The sequence below is a fragment of the Clostridium sp. genome, from assembly GCF_050717635.1.
Classification (GTDB): domain Bacteria; phylum Bacillota; class Clostridia; order Clostridiales; family Clostridiaceae; genus Clostridium_AD.
The window spans coordinates 1-20534 of record NZ_JBOITO010000026.1; the positions used below are offsets into that span (position 1 = coordinate 1).

Here is a 20534-nt window from a genome sequence, read left to right on the forward strand (position 1 = left end):
TTAAAGCAAGGTGTAAATTTATGACTTATAATCTATATATAGGTTAGTAGAAAACCAACGCCAAGGTACATTCCTTCACCAAGCCTGTCGGGCTAAGGTTCAGGAACGTCGGCAACAAGAAACGTTATGTGACATTTTAGGTCTATCTGAAATTATCTTGTCCAGTTAATTGTTTTTAGCTATTATAATATAAATAATAGGTCACATTGGTATTTTATTGCTATAATTCTATATAGAATATAGGAAGCGGTTATTAAACGAATAATCATATATTTGAGTTATTAACTGAACTTAATACTCATGGAAAGGAGGGTGATAATAGTGAAAATTAAAATAATTGGTTCGATTATTGGAATAATACAATTTATTATCATGCTATTCATCATAGTAAATGTCTATAAAGGTTCTTTTAGATCTGTAAGTATGTTTATTTTATTATTAATTATATTTCAGGCTGCTTTTTATAATAGGTTATTAAGTAAGAACCGAAAAGTATTGATACAGAAAATAGTAATAATTAATATTTTCCTGATTATTGTAACTTTTGCTTTGTTACCGAAGTATACCTATACTGAAGCTAAAATAATTGCAGAGGACAAGTATAAAAATGAATTAGATTATTTTGTTGAGTTTGAACCATATTACAATAATACTATACCTGTTAGAGCTGATGGTATAGAAGAAATATTTATTCCAAGTAGATTTTATTATTTTTCTTTTGTTCGAATTAATGGTGAGAAAAAACATATTATGATAAATCCTCTGAAAGGCAAGATTGTAGAGTTAGAGGACTCATATTGGAAAGAGTGATTTTATGATTGCATTGTAACAAACATAGCATTTCTCATTCATAACTATGCCAGTATACGCACTAAAAGAAAGTGGAAATCTATGAGAAAAGAATTAATAAGTATCATGGTTATATGTTTCATTGTATTTATTTAATTTGAGTGGATGTAGTTATTTTTCAAAAAAAACTCAATACTATAAGTAAACCAGAAGGAAAAGACTTGTGTATGAATCATATTTAAAGAAAACACGGTTGGTATTGTGGATAAATCTATGCATAAGGATAGTAAAAGACCTGAAACATCACATAACAAAATGTTGCCGTTCGCCTTGGCTGGAGATTCTGTCTAGAAGGGACAATCTATATAGAAAGTGTTTGTTTTGACTAAGAAAATCAAAATATACCGCCAAGGCACATTCCTTCACCAAGCGCGTCGCGCTAAGGTTCAGGAACGTCAGCAACAGGTCACGTTAGGCGACATTTAAAAAAAGACCCCGTTGGGTCTCGTGTTACAATCTTAATATTTGTTTTTTATGAAAAACACGCAGTACAGTGCACAAGGTATTATCTGAACTAAGTGTAAATACTACAACAAATGGCAATGGTGACAATATGCATATTCTAACATTTTCATTGTTTATGCTTTTTTCATGAAATCGTTGAGGCATATATGATACCATAGAATTAAATATATTTCTAATTTGAAGCTTATTTATACCGTCAAGGGAATCTACATAATTAAATGTATTAATTGACCAATTAATTATCATTGTTTACAGAAATACTCCTCAAATTTATCATTGGATATTATTTTGCCTTCTTTTGTTTCTTTTAAAGCAATTTTAATTTCCTTAATAATTTCTGGGTCAAAATTGAAAATTTCATTGTCACTATATTTATTATTGATAGTTTTTTTAACTTGTGGGTGACTCATAACATCTACCTCCTTAAATAAGGTATGCCTCTTGACTAAGTATCTATACAATTATTATAAACGAAAATTGGAAAGTTGTACACCGATTTTTAAAAAAAAGAAAAGACGTCGCCTAACAAAAACTCCCATTCGTTTCGGCATGAAAAGACTGCCAAAACACATTCTTTCTCCAAGCGCAGTCGCGCTATGGCTCAAGAACGTTTGGAGTTAGCAACGTTATCTGAAACGAGATGTTCATGATATTTTAGTTCTATTACTAAAAAGTGGTAATTTGTATTTTTAAATTAATGCAGATTAAGACCATATATATACTAGCAATGTGCGATAAAATGAAAAATTGAAGTAACCTATTGTTTTAATGAGTTTAAAATAATATATTAATTTAGGTGATTGGAGGGTAATAATGAATGATTATACAATAATAAGTGATTATATGGATAACGAAAAATATAGACTAAGCTTTAATAAATTATCAATGGATATTTTTGCATCTAATCCTGAGAAATGGTACGAAAAAAATCTTTACTATAATAAATGTATTTTTTACTCCTATATATATGATGACAAAGTGGTTGCAAATATATCTGTGAATATTATGGATTTAATTGTAGATGGACATAAGAAAACAGCATTACAACTATCAGGTATAATGACACATCCTGACCATAGAAACAAAGGTTTATCCGCATCACTAATTAATTATATTATAGAGAAGTATGAAAATGAATACGATATTTTTTATCTTTTTGCCGAAGATAGTGTTTTAAATTTTTATACTAAATTTGGATTTAAGCAAATCATTGAAGATTCCTATGAATTAGATACCAATCTGATACACAGAACAGAAACCATGATAAAAAATCTTAAAACCGATGATGAAAATGATTGTAACATTATTTTGAGAATTATAGAAAATAGACAACCTGTATCTGAAAAACTAGGGGTATACAATGATCTTTGGCCTCTACATATTTTTTGTATGTATGTATATACCGATGATATGTATTATTTAGAAGATGAAGATACTATAGTAATTGCAAACAGAGAAGATGGCTGCCTTCATATATATGATATAGTAAGTCAGACACTTATTAATCTAGATAGTATTATTGAGAAAATTGTATCTATAGATGATGAAAAAATAGAATTCCATTTTATACCTGAAAGTAACAAATATAATATACTTAAAGTTTCAAAAGAAAGACCAGATGACTGGTTGTTTGTACGGTCTAATAATACTTCATTTAAAGAAATATTGTTTCCATCGACTTCCCAAATGTAATATAAATACAATTATAGGGTTTTTAGCGTTAAGTAAAAAAGTAGAGTTTAGATTCACAACAGTAGATTACTAGGTAACAGGTAATAGCCACAATAGGCTGATGGTTAAGAGATATCGATTAAAATAAGAAGAGAACATATCCCCTCAGATAACAAAAAGGTAATTGTTCATAAGTTATTTGGAATAATCTTTTAAGACGTAGCTGTAAATATATTAATACATAAATATTATAATGCATAAATGCAAAAGTGAGGGAATGTAAAATGGTAGTTTTAAATGGCGGTTCTTATTACCCAGATTCAGAGGAAGTTGATTTGGCGTGGATTTCAAAAATTAGTAAAGATGATTTAATTATGTTTATTCCTGCTGCAACAATTAGATCACAAGAAGAGTATTATAGGTTTTTAAACAAAAAATGAGTTGTTATAATCTTGAAAATATTGAATATGTAAATTTATATACTGAATGGAAAAGAGCCCGTGATGCAAAGGTCTTATATATTGCTGGTGGTAATACTTACAAACTCATAGATATTGTTCGTAAATCTGGTTTGGGAGATTTTTTGAAAAGTGAAATGGATAAACGTATTATTGTAGGGAATAGTGCAGGTGCCGTAGTTCTTGGAAGTGATATTAGAACTACAAATGATAATGATATAATTGGAGTAGATGATACAAATGGAGTTGGGCTAGTAGAATATTCTATTTGTCCACATTATAGCAAGGATAAGGAAGATAGACTTGTAAATCTATCAAAATTTTTACCGTATGGAATAATGGGAATATCTAAAAAATCTGGAGTGGTGATTGAAAATAAAATAACTAGAAAAATTGGTTTGACCAAAGAAATAGGGTTTACTAAGGAAATTGGTTTATACTTAAAAATATAACTGTAATTGTATACAAACTGTCTGTATATCGAGTTTATATGCAAACTAGCGTTAAGACGTAAGCTGAATGGATTTGAATTCAGATGTTGAGCCGATAAAACTATCACCATAATTATATACTAATAGTGATAGTCACTAAAATTGCTCAATTTTTGAAACGAGATTTAGAACGATGCTGTATTTTCCGTTACTATTCACATGTTGAGAAACAATTATTATGGAGTAAGGCTCATATTCTAGGATACCTGGAGTAGGTCTTGCTCAACGTGTAGCGGCTAAACGACCTATAACAAAATGTTGCCGTTCGTCTTGGCCGAATAGTCCTTTGAGGAAGGACAATCTATACAGAAAATGTATGTTTCAAACTAAGAACAATAAGCTGTTCTATAGTTGCAAAGTCTCTTATGTTACCCTTTAAATCTAAGTTTTCATTTCTCCATTCTTTTGCGGTCTTACCAAACAACGCCATATTAAGCACATCTGCTTCATTCGCATAAGTGATTGATATTGCCTTATTGGTTAAGTCATTAGAAATTAAATTCTCTTTTATAGCATCTGTATGCATTTTATAGTTTAATTTAGAAAGCAAACGATTAACGTTCCATTCAAGCGATAATCTACTGTTTTCATCACCTTTTAATCTTTGATAATCCTTTATAATATATAATTTAAATTCTGGTGAAACCCACGAAGCAAATTCAAATGCAATATCTTTATGAGCAAACGTACCACCATATCTACCTGATTTTGAAATAATTCCAATTGCATTAGTTGTTGATATCCATTTTTGTGGTGACAACACAAATACATTAGCACCAGCTTCATTTTTAAACTGGTCGAATTCGACTAGTTTAAAATCCGGATTATTCATCTGTTCCCACAAACCTAAAAACTTTATAGTACTTCTGTTTCTTAACCAATTCTTAACTATATCAGCAGGTGAATCTATATTTTTATATTTTGCAATATCAGTTAGACTAATATAATCATCTTCATTTCCCTTAGAAACAATAGAATCTCTGCTCCATTAGCATTTATATTTGCTTTATACTCTTTACTTTTAGTCATTAGCTCCACCTCACTATTTATCATTTAATAATATTTTACCATAAAACAATTCAGCCTGCTCTACTTTTTCTTTGAAAGCTCAGTCTACTGCTAAGGTTCTAATCCTCATGTTGATTTAGCGATCTTTTTATCCACACTGTTATTGCTAATTTTGAAAATAATGTTAATTTTATGTTTTTTAATTGTCATGTTTTTACAAATACGATTTTATGAATTCTACTCTATAGTCAAATTTCACATCTTTAAGTAGTGAAGACTTCTTGTTTTTTACCATTTTTAGTTCGCCATGTTGGCAGCAGTTTCTCTTGCTAAATGTTGTATCATAGGTGTAGAACCTTTTCAAAAGGTTACTAGGTTGTTGGAATAATGTGGCGTGGTAGCAAGCGTGTTTAATAACTTTGAAAATAGTAGCGTAAAAGGCTTAAACACGGTAAACCAAGTAAATATGCTTCAGCAGGAGAAATAAAAAAGCATTGGCTTCACAAATGCAAATAGCAGTATACTATTAGTTCAAAAAAAGCTTGAGAAATCAATTGATGATTGTTTAAAAAGAACGAAGGCTGAAAAACTTATTGATTTAATCGATGAATTGAATAAAAAATATACTTATATTTAATTCATGCGATTCTTATATTGTGCAACATTTATTATAGAGTTATGATCATCATCTAGGATAACTGGAGTATGTCTTGCATAAAGTATAGTGGGTATTATTATTTAATCGCCAAGGCACATTCCTTCACCAAGCCCGTCGGGCTAAGGTTCAGAAACGTCGGCAACAGGTCACGTTATCTGACACCCATACTCGAGGAATTTCTTAGAGGTCAAAGAAGTGATAAGTAGTTTTGTTTGCTTGACAGAACTCTCATTATTTCGATAATAGAGAGATTATCATTTACAATATAGAATACAATATATGAATCAATAATAAGCATACGATATTTTTTTGATTTTAAATGATAATCTTTTGGAGAAACACCTTTGTATGGAAATTGTGACAAAGAACTTATAGCGTAATCTATCTTACTAATTAATTAAGAGCAGCAGGTGGATTATCAATTGAAATATAGTTTAAAATATTGTAAACATCATCAATAGCTATAGGGAAATATATAACTTTATATAAATTAAGCGCTATATTTACTCTTTAATATTTTCATGAAATCCTCATGTGATACTGTAGGCGCACCATTAGCTTTTTCTGCTTCAGCAACAGCCAGTTTATCGTATAAGTCAATCTTTGCTTGAATTTGTTCAAAATAAGCTAAACTCATAACAACAAGATTACCTTTCCCGTTCTTAGTAATGTAAACAGGTTCAGCATCTTTATGACAAGTTTCAGAAATTTCATTAAAGTTATTCCTTAAAGCAGATATTGGAAGAATTTTTGGCATTATCGACACCTCCTTATCATGATTGTGATAAATAATAAAATTGTTTAGTGTAAAAAAATTATAATAATTGAAGGAGAAAGTATGTAGGGCGTGACAGATAGTATATAATAAGTTTTACAGAATTTTAGTTTATGTAATGAAAATTTACGTAAGCAGCCATAATACGCTACTTACTCCCCACAAATTTATATAGCATGAATAAGTATGAACTTTCTCTGAAGTGACTTGCAATAAGAAACGATAACACTATTAAATTTGATTTAGTAATTCTTCTTTTGCAAATATAAAATCACCGTAAGCCTTCCAGGACGGAAGGCTAGCGAACCCGAAGCAGGATGCTGAGTTTGAGTGTTAGGGGATTTTATATTTTCAAAAGATTAGAATTTCTTAATCAAATTTCTTGTTTAGAGTTCTTATTGCAAGGCACGCAGGAGAAATTTCATACGACCCTATTTATAAGCCCACTTCATTGCTAATCATATCTTTGTAAGTTTGTCTTTTGCATATAAGTCTATGCTTACCTTCACTTACTAAAACTACAGGAGCCTTAGGTATTTTATTATAATTACTGCTCATGGAATATCCATAAGCACCCGTTGAAAGTACAGCCATAATGTCTCCACTATTAACCTTTGGTAATTTTACGCCTTCTATTAATATATCTCCACTTTCACAGCATTTTCCAGCTATGGTAACTACTTCTACGCAAGGTTCATTTACTTTATTTACGAGTACGCATTGATATTCTGCATTATATAAGGCTGGTCTTATATTATCTGTCATTCCACCATCTACTGCCACATACTTTCTGATCTCTGGTATATCCTTTATAGATCCTACAGTATATAAGGTAATCCCAGCATTAGCTACAATTGATCTCCCTGGTTCTATTACAAGAATGGGTTGATTTATTCCATACTCTTTGCACTTGATTTTAGCTTCCTCAATTATAACTCTACAGAATCCCTCTATTTCTTTAGGCTCATCACCTTGATTATAATAAACACCAAATCCTCCGCCTAAATCCAATTCTTCTATATCGTAATTAAACTTTTCTTTAATATTTTTACTCAGTGATATCATTATTCCCACAGCATCTCTATAAGGTTGTAACTCGAAAATTTGAGATCCTATATGACAGTGTAGTCCTGCAAGTTTTATATTTGATAAACTTAGAACGTTGGTTATAACCCCTTCTAACTCATTGTTCAATATAGTAAATCCAAACTTAGAATCAATTTGTCCGGTCTTTATATAATCATGAGTATGGGCTTCTATTCCTGGAGTAATCCTAAGGATAACCCGTTGTATAATACCCTTTTCCTTTGCAGCTTCATTTACTAGTTCAATTTCCTTAAAATTATCTGCCACAAAAGTTCCTACTCCAAGCTTTATTGCCATGTCAATTTCATCAATAGTTTTATTATTACCATGGAAATATACCTTTTCCAGTGGAAAATTAGCCTTATAAGCGGTATATAATTCTCCTCCTGAAACTACATCTAAAAATAAACCTTCTTCTTTTACAATTTCACACATGGCTATAGTTAGAAATGCTTTTCCCGCATATGCTATCTTATTTTTTCCTTTGGAATCTTTAAAAGCACTATAAAATCTTCTACAATTATCTCTAATAAGCTGCTCATCCATTACATAAAGCGGGGTACCATATTCCTTAGCTAAATCTTCCGCATTAACCCCTGCAATACTCAATTTATTATTATCATCCTTTATATTACCAAAAAATTTCATAAAATCACCCCTCTTATTTATAAATTAAATTCCTTTGCAATAAACTGTATAGCCTTTATTTTATCTTCTGTTTTAATAGCACAAGTAATTCTTATTTCTGAAGTAGTAATCATTTTAATTTCTATGTTATTTTCATTAAAAACCCTGAACATTCTAGCTGCTACTCCAGATGTAGTCTTCATTCCAAGTCCCACCAAAGAAAATTTAGTTATGTCCTCGTCAACTATAACATTATTATCTACAATCAGATCACCTATAATCTTTAAACTTTCTTTTAAGCTTTCTTTTGGAATTGTAAAAGATACATTCACTTTACCATCCATAGAAGAGGTTTGACTTATCATATCAATATTAATTCTTTTATATCCTATATTTTCAAAAATAGTTGCTAATATATTTACATCTTTAGGTATATGTTGCAAAGTTACTGCCACATCTTCATCACTTGTCGCCATCCCTGTTACTGGTTTCCTTTCCATATTCACGTTTTTTACCTCCCTAATTAATGTTCCTATAATATTACTATTACTACGGCCTACATATATGGTTATCCCATATTTTTGAGCAAGCTCTATTGACCTTGAATGCATTACCTGAGCTCCCAAACTTGCCAGTTCTAACATCTCTTCATACTCTATTTCTTCTAATTTCTTAGCCGCACTGTATGCTCTAGGATCAACACTATATATTCCGTCAACATCCGTATATATTTCACAGCTGCCTTCTAGCTTCACAGCCAGCGCTACTGCAGTGGTATCCGAACCACCTCTGCCTAGCGTGGTGACATCACCGTCTCCATTTATCCCTTGAAATCCAGCAACTATTACAACCTTGCCTTCTTTCAAACGTGTTTTAATCTTCTTATCCTGAATATCTTTAATTAATGCTTTACCATATTGTCCGCTAGTTTGAATACCAATTTGATGTGCAGTATAGCTTATGGCATCATACCCCAGACTCTTAATTGCCATAGCTAAAAGTGCACTTGAAATGATTTCTCCCGTTGATAATAATGCATCTAATTCCCTCTTATCTGGTTCTTCAGTAATATTTTTTGATAGTGATAATAAATCATCTGTAGTGTCACCCATAGCAGATACCACTATCACTAAATCTACATTTTGCTTTTTTCTATCCACTATACCTTGCGCAATACTTTTAATCTTTTCTGTAGTACCTAAAGAAGAACCCCCATATTTTTGAACAACTACTGCCATAACTTAACCACTCCAATCAATATCTAGTGCGTCTAACTTGTACACCGATTAATTTCACCTTATTAAATAAACTTCTAATAATTCTAGAATTACTTCTACAAATATTTCCACATTGTTTTCAAAAAAAAATAAATGCAGCAAAGGAACACCTTTGCTGCATAAAAATACATGTTTTTATACAAACTTCGTGTACCTTGTAGCTCTCCACTAAAAATCAGTGACAAGTTTACACATGTTATATGCAAACCCAGAAAATATTTTAACATATATTTTCTTCGGCTGTATATCCTTTTCTTATTCATCTTAGCCTGTCAGCTCCAAATAAGTACTCTTAGATACAGCACCTCTACCCTAGGTAGTTTATCTTTTAAATTAATTATTAGTTTAGCACAGTATGATTATAAACACAAGCACCTATTATATCCTTTACTATAATATAATATTTTTACTAATAATAATACACTTTCTAAAATAATTTTAATTTAATACTAACCAATTTCACTATCTCTGAATATTATATATGGATACGATTATATGGAGTGTGATGTTTATCAAAGGTACAGTTAAGAATATTTTCCCTGGTGGCAATACTTCAAGAGGCTTCCATTCCTTCTATAGCTATATAATAAGTCAAGATGAAGCACGAAGAATAATATGCATAAAGGGCGGACCCGGTACCGGCAAGTCCTCCTTAATGAAAAAAATCGGTATATACTTTAATGAAAAAGGCTACAACATAGAATACCATCATTGCTCTTCTGATAATAACTCACTAGATGGTCTAGTTATTAAAGGACTTAATGTAGCAATACTTGATGGGACCTCACCACATGTAGTTGACCCTAAAAACCCAGGTGCAGTAGATGAAATTCTAAACATGGGAGACTTCTGGAATGAGGAAGGTTTTAAGATATATAGGAATAAAATAATCAACATAAATAAAAAAGTAGGCAAAACTTTCAAAAGAGCCTATAGGTTTTTTGGAGCAGCCAAATTAGTTTATGATGATTGGTATACCTATAACAATGAAGCCTTAAACATTAATAAGCTAAACTTACTAAAAGAAAGTCTAAAACAATCATTATTTACTACCTCGCCATCTAATATAGGTTTTGATAGGCATTTATTTGCTACAGCTTTTACCCCTAACGGTATTGTAACCTACATCGAAAACTTATCCTCAGATTTTAAAAATATTTACGTATTAAAAGGCGGCCCTGGTACTGGCAAGACAAATGTATTACAATTTTTATCTGATGAAGCCTTAAAGAGAGGATTCTATGTGGAAATTTTTCATACGCCCCTAATTCCTGAAAAAATTGAACACATATTAATTCCTGATCTAAATGTTGCAATTTTAACCTCTAATGAGATAAATAATCTAGATTTACCAGGTAAAATAATTGACATGAACGACTTCCTAAATAGTAACATTCTTCAAACAAATAAAATTGAAACTCAGTATGATGCAACCGAATTTTATACACTATTAAACAAGGGTTTAAAAGCAATAAAAGAAGCCAAAGGTCTACATGATGAACTTGAGACTTTTTTTATACCAAATATGGATTTTGCTAAATTAGATGCAGTGTACGCAAAAATCATTAAAAAAATTGACGGATACGAACACGACTATTTAAATAACAGATAAATTTTTAAGAGCTGTGCACATGTGCATAGAGCTATACACATGTGCAAAAATCTGTGGTTATCCATAGCTTTTGTCTATTAAAGATAGATGTCATAACCTTTTGAAACCTTGTCACAATATGTTATAATATTAAAATAGTCAAGTTAAAATAATTGGAGGCAAACTAATGGAAAAATCAAAAGTATATTTCACAAACTTAAGAACAAAGCCAGGGCACAGTCTACTCACTAAGCTTCAAAAACTAGTAGTAGAAGCTGGTATTAAAAATATAGATTTTACTGATCAATTTGTAGCTATAAAAATCCATTTTGGCGAACCAGGAAATCTTTCCTACATAAGACCAAATTATGCTGCTACAATTGTGAAGCTTATAAAAGAGCTTGGCGGCAAACCTTTCCTAACTGATGCAAACACACTCTACTCTGGAAGAAGACATAATGCTGTAGACCATATTGAAGCTGCTATGGAAAATGGTTTTAATCCAATTTCTGTAGGATGTAATTTAATTATAGCCGATGGTTTAAAGGGTGGAGATTACAGAGAAATTCTAATAAACCAAAAACATTGTAAAACTGCTAAAATAGGTTCAGCAATTGCAGATTCTGATATAGTTATTTCTATGACTCACTTTAAAGGTCATGAAATGACTGGCTTTGGTGGTGCATTAAAGAATTTAGGTATGGGGTCAGGTTCAGTAGGTGGCAAGCTTGAAATGCATTCCGCTTCAAAGCCATTTATGAAACATAGTAAATGTGTAAGCTGTGGAGTCTGTATAAAAAATTGCCTACATGAAGCAATTTCCTTTGATGAAAATAAAAAAGCAACTATAGATTATGATAAATGCATAGGCTGTGGTCAATGTGTTGCTGTATGTCGTTTTGGCTCTGCCACAATAAAGTGGAATGAATCTGCTGATAGTGCCAATGAAAAGATTGCAGAATATACCTATGCAGTTATTAAAGATAAGCCTAATTTCCATATTAGTTTTATTATGAACGTTTCCCCTAATTGTGATTGTTCACCAGAAAATGACGTGGCAATCATTCCAGATATAGGTATGGCTGCTTCCTTTGACCCAGTAGCCTTAGATCAGGCTTGTGTTGATATGGTTAACAGTGCAACTGCATTAACTTCAACTGAACTCTCCGATAGACATTATCATGAAGGACAAGATAAATTTTCTCATATACATCCAGATACAAACTGGAAAGTCGGTCTAGCCCATGCAAAAGCTATCGGCATTGGTACTGATGAATATGAATTAGTAATAGTGGAATAAAAAAAGTGCTATAAAACTAACAAAAGGAGAAAGTGATGCTGATATCACTTTCTCCCTTTTTATAAACTTAATATTCAACGTTCCTTAACGCTAGCCCTTTTGTTTTCGCCATCAACGTATATTTAGACTCTGTTTTTTCAATTAGAAGTGTCTCTATATCCTCTAACGTAAGCTTTCCTTCACCTATATCTAAAAGACTTGCTATAACAATTCTTACCATATTCCATAAAAAATCATTTGCATTAATTTCTATTTCAATCATACCATTTTTTTCTACTATATTTATATAATTAATTGTTTCAGTAGTGGATTTAGTATTATCTGTTAAAGTAGCAAATCCTTGAAAGTCATGATGTCCAACTAAAGTCTCTGCTGCAATTCTCATTTCATCGATATTAAGTTTGTCCTCACTGTGATATACATATTTTCTATTGAATGGATTTCTGAGTTCATTGTTATTTATTTTGTACACATAAGTTTTTGATTTTATGTTATATGCTGCGTGAAATTTTTCACTTGCTTCTTCCATAGATTTCGCCACTATGTCTCGTGGTAAAAATTCATGCAAGAAGTCTAACATAGCTGTTATACTTAAATCACAATTAGTATGAAAGTTCGCCATGTAATTTTCAGCATGCACTCCTACATCAGTTCTCTCACAACCATCAACCTGAACCATTTCTCCTGCCATTTTAGACAAAACACTTTCTATTTTACCTTCCACAGTTAGTTCGTTATCCGCTTGTTTTTGGTATCCTTTATATCTACTTCCATCATATTCTAATATCATCTTTATATTTCTCATATATATCCGCCTCTTACTAATTTGATTATTCATATTTTAAATTTACCCAATGAACACTTTAATTATATCATATATCCTTGTTTCATAAGGTCTTAATTTTATACTTTTGCTAACCTCGCCTTCTACCACATAGTTCGATAGTAACAATTCGGTTCTTTCATACTCAATATTCCTTGGAAACTCGAATATAGGTTCATTCCCAAAAAAATTAGCTATAATTAATACAGTCTTATCCTCTAATTGTCTTAAATAAGCATATATCTCTGCGTGCTCTCTACTAATTTCCTGGAAGCTTCCATACACTAACACATCACTTTTTTTTCTTAAAGCGATTAATTTTTTATAGTAATTCAATATTGAATTGGGGTCATCTATTTGCTGCTCCGCATTAATTTTACTATAGTTCGAATTAATTTTTATCCAAGGCTTACCAGTAGTAAAGCCAGCATTTTCACTATTACTCCACTGCATCGGTGTTCTTGAGTTATCCCGGGAAGTAAATCGAAGTCCTTTTAGATAATTTTCTTCACTTACTAAGCCACTTTGGACTAAATCCTTATGTTTGTTAAACGCTGCCACATCTCTATAATCTTCTAATTTAAAATCCCAAGCATTGGTCATTCCTATTTCGTCACCATTGTAAATAAAAGGAGTCCCCCTTTGAGTCAGTTGAAGACAAGCTAACATTTTTGCAGATTCTTTCAGATAATTTTTCTCGTCACCAAGTCTTGATATGGTTCTTGTAGTATCGTGGTTTGAGTGAAATAAGGGACACCACCCTTCTTCCTCTGGTCTTACTTGCCATCCAGTCATTTTTTCCTTAATATCTTTTATTAAGTTAATAGGTTTTCTTTCCCAATCCTTTTTTCCTCTGCCTACACTATGCATATCAAAATGAAAAGTAAAATCTAATTCACTTTTATCTGTTCCTGTATAAATATAGGCATTTTCATGATTTATTCCACCAGTCTCACCAATTACCACATGATATCCAGTGTTGAATACATCTTTTCTTAATTCCTTTAAGTATTCATGCACTTTCGGTAAGTTTTGTACATATTCTATAAAATTTCCATATATATGTCCTTCTTCTATTTTTCCATTAGGAAATGAATGATCTTTTTCTAGATGATTAATAGCATCCATTCTAAAACCATCAACACCTTTATCCATCCAATATTTTATCATACATTTTATTTCTTCTCTTAATTTTTCATTTCTCCAATTTAAATCAGGTTGTTTTTTCGAAAATATGTGAAGGTAATATTCTTCTGATATTTCATCGTATTCCCAAGCACTTCCACCAAAAAACGAACCCCAATTGTTTGGTGGATTGCCCTCGCTTCCTTTATTCCATATGTAATAATCTCTGTATGGATTGTCTTTGCTTTGTCTACTCATTTTAAACCAAGGATGCTCATCGGATGTATGATTAATTACCAGATCCATAACCAACTTCATTTGTCTATTATGAAGTCCACTAACCAAATCATGAAAATCCGTAAGCGTTCCAAATTCATCCATTATGTCTCTAAAATCGCTGATATCATATCCATTGTCATCATTAGGTGACTTATTTATAGGATTTAAGTATAATATATTTACTCCAAGGTCTTTCAAATAATCTAGCTTTTGTATTATTCCTTTTAAATCACCTATTCCATCACCATCAGAATCCTTAAAACTTCTAACGTAGACCTGATACGCCACTGCTTCTTTCCACCATTTTCTATCCAATTTTATCACCCTCTTAAATGTTATATTTTATTAACTATGCGTAATTGTTATTTCTGTAGTGAGTTGGTGAAACCCCTACTATCGATTTGAAAGTTCTACTAAAATGGCTTTGGTCATAAAAACCTAATAAAATTCCGATATATAAAATACTTTCATCTGTACTTAGTAGTAAGTTTTTTGCTCTATCTATTTTTATTTTTTGCACGTATTTCATTACTGAAATACCCATATTTTTTTTAAAGCAATCGCTTGCATAACCTACAGAAATATTTAAGTCCCTAGCTAGCTTATCAAGAGATGAGTGATTTTCTATATTAACATGTATGTATTGTAACATTTTATTAATCATAAAATTATCCGTGACCTCAATATCATTTATTAAAATATTAAAATATGCTATAGCCATGCTAATTTCTAATTCTTGTAACTCCATTAAATTATTAATAGCTTGGATTTTATAATAAAATTTATTATAAAGTGGATGGAGAGCACTTTTTGATACACCATTTTTTATAATCTCCTTAGTGTATATAGCATTCCATATAATTAAATCACTTTTTTTATTACGGGTTGTCTGCCCATTTTCTTGTTCCTGCTTATGTTTTTCTTTTAAGATGTACAACACTTTAGGTATGTTTTTTGATTGAATTAAAAAGGATATATCATTATTAAAAATATAAATATCAGATTCAAAGGTTTCTATCATTATTTCACCTCTCAAATATAAAAAAAAGTTCTAATGCAATTTTAACATTTCTAAAAATTAAGGTCAATAATCTGACGCATTAATTATTAAAAGTCACATTAAATATATACATATTTAATGAGTTATATACAATTACACTAAAAATCATTATGCTATAATTGCACCATAAATAAAAGTGAGGTAGATAAAAATGAACAAACATGCAATATATCATATTACTGAAACGCCTTATGCCTATGGTAAAGATTTAAACACTCTAGTTTTACGTATAAGAACGGCAAAAGACGATATTAAAAAATGTAATTTATATTATAAAGATAGATACAACTGGGTGGATCCATATGATGTTAAAGAAATGGAAATAACTTCACAATCTGAATTATTTGATTATTACGAAACAATGGTATCCGTTGAAAAAAACAGATATAGGTATTACTTTGAGCTAATTGATTTAAATAACAACACCACATATTTTGATGAGAGAGGTTTTAGAACTAATTCACTAGCCGAAAATGAGCAAACAGCTTTTCAATTCGCCTATTTAGCACAAGGCGATTTATATGAGGAAGCTACATGGCTACAAGAGTCAGTTGTATATCAAATTTTCCCAGATCGTTTTTGTAATGGTAATGAAAGTAATGACCCAAAAAATATTACACCCTGGGGAGCCCCAGTAAAAACTAAATCTGTATTTGGCGGAGATCTGCAGGGAATTATTGATAAATTAGATTATTTAGATGACTTAGGTGTTAATTTAATTTACTTAACTCCAATATTTAAATCCACCTCAAACCACAAATATAACACTGCAGATTATTATGATATAGACCCACAGTTCGGAACTTTAGACACAGCAAAGGAATTAGTACATAAATGTCATGAAAAAGGAATGAAGATTATTTTTGATGCTGTCTTTAATCATTCAGGAAGTGACTTTTTTGCCTTTGAAGATTTACTAGAAAAACAAGAAGCTTCAAAATATAGTGATTGGTATTTTGTAAATAGCTACCCAGTTAGCACCAATAATATAAACTACTATACTTTTGCAAATGACGTAAAAAATATGCCCAAGTTAAACACTCATAATAGTGAGGCAAGAGAATATTTATTAAGTGTTGGAGAATATTGGGTAAAAGAAATAGGAATTGATGGTTGGAGACTGGATGTTTGCGATGAAGTTGATCATGATTTTTGGAGAGCATTTAGTAAAATAGTAAAAGCAGCTAATAAAGATGCAGTTATTGTTGGCGAAATAATGCATGAAGCAAATTCCTTCTTAAAAGGAGATCAGATGGACAGTATAATGAACTATCCTTTCAAATCTGCACTAGTAGATTTTTTTGGAAATAGAAGTATCTCTGTAGAAGGATTTAACGATATATTATCCTCTAATAGAACTCTTTATATGGGTAGCATCACGAGGCAACTCTGGAATCTACTCGGTAGCCATGATACTAAAAGATTTTTATCTGAATGTGACAATAACGTAGACAGAATGAAACTTGCAATTGCTTTTCAGTTTTGTTATCAAGGCGTTCCATATATCTATTATGGAGATGAAATTGGTCTTAATGGTGGTGATGACCCTCAATGTAGAAAATGTATGGTTTGGGATGAAAAGCATCAAAATACGGAACTTCTTAAGCTTTACAAGACTATGATATCTATTAGGAAAGACAATAAAACTCTAATTTATGGAGGTTATAAAAAACACTATTGTAAAGACAATGTATTAGTTTTTGAAAGAAGTTATGAAGGAAAATCTCTTTTAATTGCTATAAATAATAGCGATACAGAGTCCACTGTCAATATCGATTTAGATGAAACTCTTGTAGATATATTCACTTTAAAGCACACTAAGTTAAATAATGGGTTAATTTTACAACCAATGGGATTTAAAATATTTAAATTATAACTACAGTTCAAAAGAGAGCTCCAATTATACAGTTGAAGCCCTCTTTTAGTTTTATAAATGTTATAATGAAGTAAGAAATTGAAGAAATAGGAGGTGGCGGTGGTTATTTTAGAGATAAAATATATAAAACAAATAAGGGCAAATATCTTATTTTGATAGGTAAAAATCCTAATATGAAAATTGCATATACAAAAGTAACATTGGAAAACAAGGAATATAAAATTAGTATCCCACAGCAGGAATATTTTATAGCCTATTGCACAGTTCCAAACGAAACACAAAGTATATATCCTGAGACTAGAAACATCAAATTTTATGATAAGAATGATATTGATATTACTGATGAAACGTTCAAAGTTTTATTAAGCAGCCTATAATATTCTTGAAGTAAAAATTAAGAGGAGCCCAAGTGGCTCCTCTTAAAATTTTTCATATTATAGCACCATTACTAAACTATCGAATTCCAAGTTTTAGGTTTATTTTTCTTATACTGCTATCAAGTATGAATTTCTCCGAAGTGACTTGCAAACGAAACGCCGAAAACATTAGAATTTCTTAACCAAATTTCCAGTTTCAAGTTAGTTTGCAAAGCACGCAGGAGAAATTTCATACCTCCCCACCCTAGATTATTGGTTCATGATTATTCCCAGAAAATCCATCCACCATTACATCCAATCTATCATCATTGTCTTCCTTTATTTCTACTGGTTTTAATTTTTTTACAGTCCCAACAGGCTCAATTAATGAAAGTTTATCGCCACGTCCTGATATAACCCACAATACTTTATAACCTTTTGGCATCACACCTAAAGTTTCTTCACCCTTTCCATCTGTAAAATATATTAGTATATTTGTATCAGTACTATTTACATACTGAATCACCGGTGTAAACTTCGTACCACCACCAGTAATACTACGTTCTCTTACAGAATTCGCTGATTTCACCTTGTATGATTGCCTTATTTCTGTATCACATTCAATAAGTGTTATTTCATGCTTATAAGTTTTTACAATATTAAAAACTTCCTTTATTGCGCCATAAAATTCCTCATCGCTTATGCTACCACTTATATCTATAGCGATGGTGATTTTAGCTATATGCCCCCTAAGTTCCCCTCTTAAATCTAACCTATTAGGTTGACGTCTGCTCCTACGTGTAATAGTCTTTTTTCTGTCACCTTCTAATGTTCCCATTAACTTTTTCAAATACATATTCCAAGGAATTTCAGAACTCTTACTCTTTAATCCTTCAAGAATACCCTGCAAAGAAAGAGGAACAGAACCCTTTTCGCAGGTTTCTAGCAATTTTTCAGTAAAATCTTTAAGAGTAGCATCATCTACCTCCGTAGACTCTTCCCACAAATCATGAGTACTTGAAACATCGTATTCTTTTTCTATGTCAATAACTTTAGATTCATCCACTTCACTTTCATCTTTTTCCGAGAGTAAATTTAATGCTGCTTGAATTGTATCCGCATAATACTCCATAGTCATATAAGGCTTTAACTCTAAACTATACTTATGGTTTATTCCAGCCAAAGTTGTAGCATAAGGTGGTAGATAATCTAAATGCTGATTCACAACTATATCCATTGCCATATTAATAGCCAAGTTACTATATTTTGTTTTAAGACTCCTTGCACGATTTAAGTGAAATGATAATATGTGATAAATCTCATGTTTTATAGTGCTTTTCATCTGATCCAAAGGGAGATTTAAAAATATATAGGGATTAAAGTAGATCACATACCTAGATAGCTTAAAGTTAACAGCTGTAGGTGAGGTTATATCATACTTTAATTCCCTAGACATCTGAAGTAAAAAATAGCCGAAAAAATTTTCCTTATCCTCTATGAGCATAAAATTTAATTGTTCCAGGAGTTTAAAGAAATCTTCTGTAAAATTCTTTGGCATATCTTCAATTGTTTTCACATTAGAAATTTCGTCATAAAGTGCACTTTTAAGAATTTCAAATTTTTTTCCCACGATTTCACCTAGCCTTTTATTTCATTGTAAGACTTAAAATACAGTTCAACAAAAGCCTCATTTTCTATACATAACTTATAAACTTTTTTATGGCTTTCTTTAATATCTTGCATAATACCTACACCTAAGTCCACAGGATATATCTCTATAAATTGTACAAACCTTTTTATATCAAAACTTAAAAGTTCCTTATTTTCCAGTGCACTCAAAATATTCTTTGCTATCAAATATAATCTAGTATGACTTTCTGTTTTAACCTTTTCTCTTATATCTTGTGACAATTTTTCAAAAGCAAATACCTCTTCATAAGAAATAAGTGGTTTATTATTCTCCTGTGAGAAAGCCAAAAACTCATGAGCTATTCTACTTCCTAAATTTCCTTTTAATATGTTTAAAAATACTCTTTTTGGAATTGTATCTTTATTTTTCTTATAAATCTTATAGCTCTTAGAAACCCGTTCAAAGCTCCTAGGAGTTGCTTTTAATTGCTCTTCCTTTTCGCTGCTATGTAAATATTCTGGAAAAGTGGATATAAACTCTATAACTTTTCCATCTATATTATTCTGGGTAGCCCAGCTTAGCCAAGATTTCGAATCACTTTCCATATATAGCCAAACAAATCTATTTTCTTGTGCTGCATCCATATCAACTACTTGATAATCAACATCTTCTCCATACTTACTAGAGGGGTTCATGGCAGCTGTAATTTTCACTTTATCATCCAGCTTATATCCATTAATATTTCTATTTAATATAAGATTCATAAGTTCCTGTTGCACCGTATGCTCACAACGATTTATTTCATCAATAAATAAGAGAACCTCTTTGCCCTCATGTATTAAATTATCTATTTCCTGTAACTTTGTGTGAATGGCATAAACAGTGCTTTTTTTAGTAGTAACCTGCCCTGTAACATTTTTCATACTATAATCTTCAACTGTTGGCAGTCCGCCTATTTCTCCTTCTTTCAAAAGGTTTCCATCTATAGTAACTAAGCTCCAACCCTTTTTTTTAGCAAGTTCTTTAGCTAATGCAGTCTTTCCTATACCACTTTCCCCTACAATTAGAGGTACTTCATTAGTTTCTATAACGAGCTCAACGCTTTGTAATGTATCTTTAAAATTCATTT

At 31.1% G+C, this 20534-nt stretch carries 20 protein-coding genes and 1 riboswitch; of the genes, 8 read left to right on the plus strand and 12 right to left on the minus strand.

Translation table 11 applies throughout. The features are described 5' to 3' along the window. The first annotated feature begins 321 nt into the window (after positions 1-321). Positions 322-810 carry a hypothetical protein gene (locus tag ACREWB_RS11650; protein ID WP_431547610.1) on the plus strand — a complete coding sequence of 163 codons (489 nt, stop codon included), beginning with the start codon at positions 322-324 and terminating at the stop codon, positions 808-810. Between the two features lie 489 nt (positions 811-1299). Here ACREWB_RS11650 and ACREWB_RS11655 read toward each other — a convergent pair whose 3' ends face one another. Both ACREWB_RS11655 and ACREWB_RS11660 read right to left on the minus strand, forming a co-directional pair. Further along, the gene (locus ACREWB_RS11655) at positions 1300-1560 is read right to left on the minus strand and encodes a hypothetical protein (RefSeq protein WP_431547611.1); all 261 of its coding nucleotides are present in this window, start codon (positions 1558-1560) and stop codon (positions 1300-1302) included. Beyond that, positions 1557-1724, minus strand: coding sequence for a hypothetical protein (locus ACREWB_RS11660; protein ID WP_431547612.1), 168 nt, complete (start codon positions 1722-1724; stop codon positions 1557-1559). Before ACREWB_RS11660 ends, ACREWB_RS11655 begins: the two co-directional genes overlap by 4 nt. Before the next feature lie 403 nt (positions 1725-2127). On the opposite strand from ACREWB_RS11660, the gene ACREWB_RS11665 reads away from it, so the two are divergent. The 3 genes from ACREWB_RS11665 (at position 2128) to ACREWB_RS11675 (ending at position 3895) form a co-directional block, all read left to right on the plus strand. Then, entirely contained in the window at positions 2128-3006 is an 879-nt protein-coding gene (locus ACREWB_RS11665; RefSeq protein WP_431547613.1) for a GNAT family N-acetyltransferase, read from the plus strand. Positions 3007-3269: 263 nt separating this feature from the next. After that, positions 3270-3425: a hypothetical protein gene (locus tag ACREWB_RS11670; RefSeq protein ID WP_431547614.1), complete on the plus strand. Its 156-nt coding sequence runs from the start codon at positions 3270-3272 to the stop codon at positions 3423-3425. Further along, positions 3422-3895 carry a Type 1 glutamine amidotransferase-like domain-containing protein gene (locus ACREWB_RS11675; protein WP_431547615.1) on the plus strand — a complete coding sequence of 158 codons (474 nt, stop codon included), beginning with the start codon at positions 3422-3424 and terminating at the stop codon, positions 3893-3895. The genes ACREWB_RS11670 and ACREWB_RS11675 overlap by 4 nt, the downstream gene beginning before the upstream one ends. A 340-nt stretch (positions 3896-4235) precedes the next feature. Here the strand turns inward: ACREWB_RS11675 and ACREWB_RS11680 are convergent, their stop codons facing one another. The 5 genes from ACREWB_RS11680 to ACREWB_RS11700 all read right to left on the minus strand — a co-directional run bounded on the left by ACREWB_RS11680 (position 4236) and on the right by ACREWB_RS11700 (position 9326). Further along, positions 4236-4907: a KilA-N domain-containing protein gene (locus ACREWB_RS11680; protein WP_431547750.1), complete on the minus strand. Its 672-nt coding sequence runs from the start codon at positions 4905-4907 to the stop codon at positions 4236-4238. Between the two features lie 880 nt (positions 4908-5787). Beyond that, entirely contained in the window at positions 5788-5994 is a 207-nt protein-coding gene (locus ACREWB_RS11685) for a type II toxin-antitoxin system RelE/ParE family toxin (protein ID WP_431547751.1), read from the minus strand. Between the two features lie 96 nt (positions 5995-6090). After that, positions 6091-6357, minus strand: a complete 267-nt coding sequence (locus ACREWB_RS11690; protein WP_431547616.1) for a type II toxin-antitoxin system Phd/YefM family antitoxin — start codon at positions 6355-6357, stop codon at positions 6091-6093. Between the two features lie 453 nt (positions 6358-6810). Further along, positions 6811-8109, minus strand: a complete 1299-nt coding sequence (gene lysA, locus ACREWB_RS11695; protein WP_431547617.1) for a diaminopimelate decarboxylase — start codon at positions 8107-8109, stop codon at positions 6811-6813. A 17-nt stretch (positions 8110-8126) separates the two neighbouring features. Further along, the gene (locus ACREWB_RS11700; protein ID WP_431547618.1) at positions 8127-9326 is read right to left on the minus strand and encodes an aspartate kinase; all 1200 of its coding nucleotides are present in this window, start codon (positions 9324-9326) and stop codon (positions 8127-8129) included. Positions 9327-9515: 189 nt separating this feature from the next. Then, positions 9516-9683, minus strand: a riboswitch (Lysine riboswitch). A gap of 187 nt (positions 9684-9870) precedes the next feature. Between ACREWB_RS11700 and ACREWB_RS11705 the strand changes: the two genes are divergently transcribed. Next, positions 9871-10977 (plus strand): PRK06851 family protein, encoded by a 1107-nt coding sequence (locus ACREWB_RS11705; protein ID WP_431547619.1) that lies wholly within the window; start codon positions 9871-9873, stop codon positions 10975-10977. 166 nt (positions 10978-11143) lie between these two features. Beyond that, positions 11144-12256: a DUF362 domain-containing protein gene (locus ACREWB_RS11710; protein ID WP_431547620.1), complete on the plus strand. Its 1113-nt coding sequence runs from the start codon at positions 11144-11146 to the stop codon at positions 12254-12256. A gap of 67 nt (positions 12257-12323) precedes the next feature. Here the strand turns inward: ACREWB_RS11710 and truA are convergent, their stop codons facing one another. The 3 genes from truA to ACREWB_RS11725 are packed head-to-tail and all read right to left on the minus strand — an operon-like array spanning position 12324 to position 15504. Further along, the gene (truA, locus tag ACREWB_RS11715; RefSeq protein WP_431547621.1) at positions 12324-13061 is read right to left on the minus strand and encodes a tRNA pseudouridine(38-40) synthase TruA; all 738 of its coding nucleotides are present in this window, start codon (positions 13059-13061) and stop codon (positions 12324-12326) included. Between the two features lie 42 nt (positions 13062-13103). Continuing rightward, positions 13104-14798 carry a glycoside hydrolase family 13 protein gene (locus ACREWB_RS11720; RefSeq protein WP_431547622.1) on the minus strand — a complete coding sequence of 565 codons (1695 nt, stop codon included), beginning with the start codon at positions 14796-14798 and terminating at the stop codon, positions 13104-13106. Between the two features lie 34 nt (positions 14799-14832). Beyond that, positions 14833-15504 (minus strand): helix-turn-helix domain-containing protein, encoded by a 672-nt coding sequence (locus ACREWB_RS11725; protein WP_431547623.1) that lies wholly within the window; start codon positions 15502-15504, stop codon positions 14833-14835. Positions 15505-15694: 190 nt separating this feature from the next. Between ACREWB_RS11725 and ACREWB_RS11730 the strand changes: the two genes are divergently transcribed. Together ACREWB_RS11730 and ACREWB_RS11735 are read left to right on the plus strand one after the other, a co-directional pair. Then, complete coding sequence (locus ACREWB_RS11730) at positions 15695-17419, plus strand: alpha-glycosidase (RefSeq protein ID WP_431547624.1); 1725 nt, start codon at positions 15695-15697, stop codon at positions 17417-17419. A 152-nt stretch (positions 17420-17571) separates the two neighbouring features. Continuing rightward, on the plus strand, positions 17572-17796 hold the full coding sequence (locus ACREWB_RS11735; RefSeq protein WP_431547625.1) for a hypothetical protein: 225 nt from the start codon (positions 17572-17574) through the stop codon (positions 17794-17796). A gap of 244 nt (positions 17797-18040) precedes the next feature. Here ACREWB_RS11735 and ACREWB_RS11740 read toward each other — a convergent pair whose 3' ends face one another. Further along, on the minus strand, positions 18041-19405 hold the full coding sequence (locus ACREWB_RS11740) for a vWA domain-containing protein (RefSeq protein WP_431547626.1): 1365 nt from the start codon (positions 19403-19405) through the stop codon (positions 18041-18043). Positions 19406-19413: 8 nt separating this feature from the next. Next, positions 19414-20532, minus strand: coding sequence for an ATP-binding protein (locus tag ACREWB_RS11745; protein ID WP_431547627.1), 1119 nt, complete (start codon positions 20530-20532; stop codon positions 19414-19416). Positions 20533-20534 lie beyond the last annotated feature (2 nt).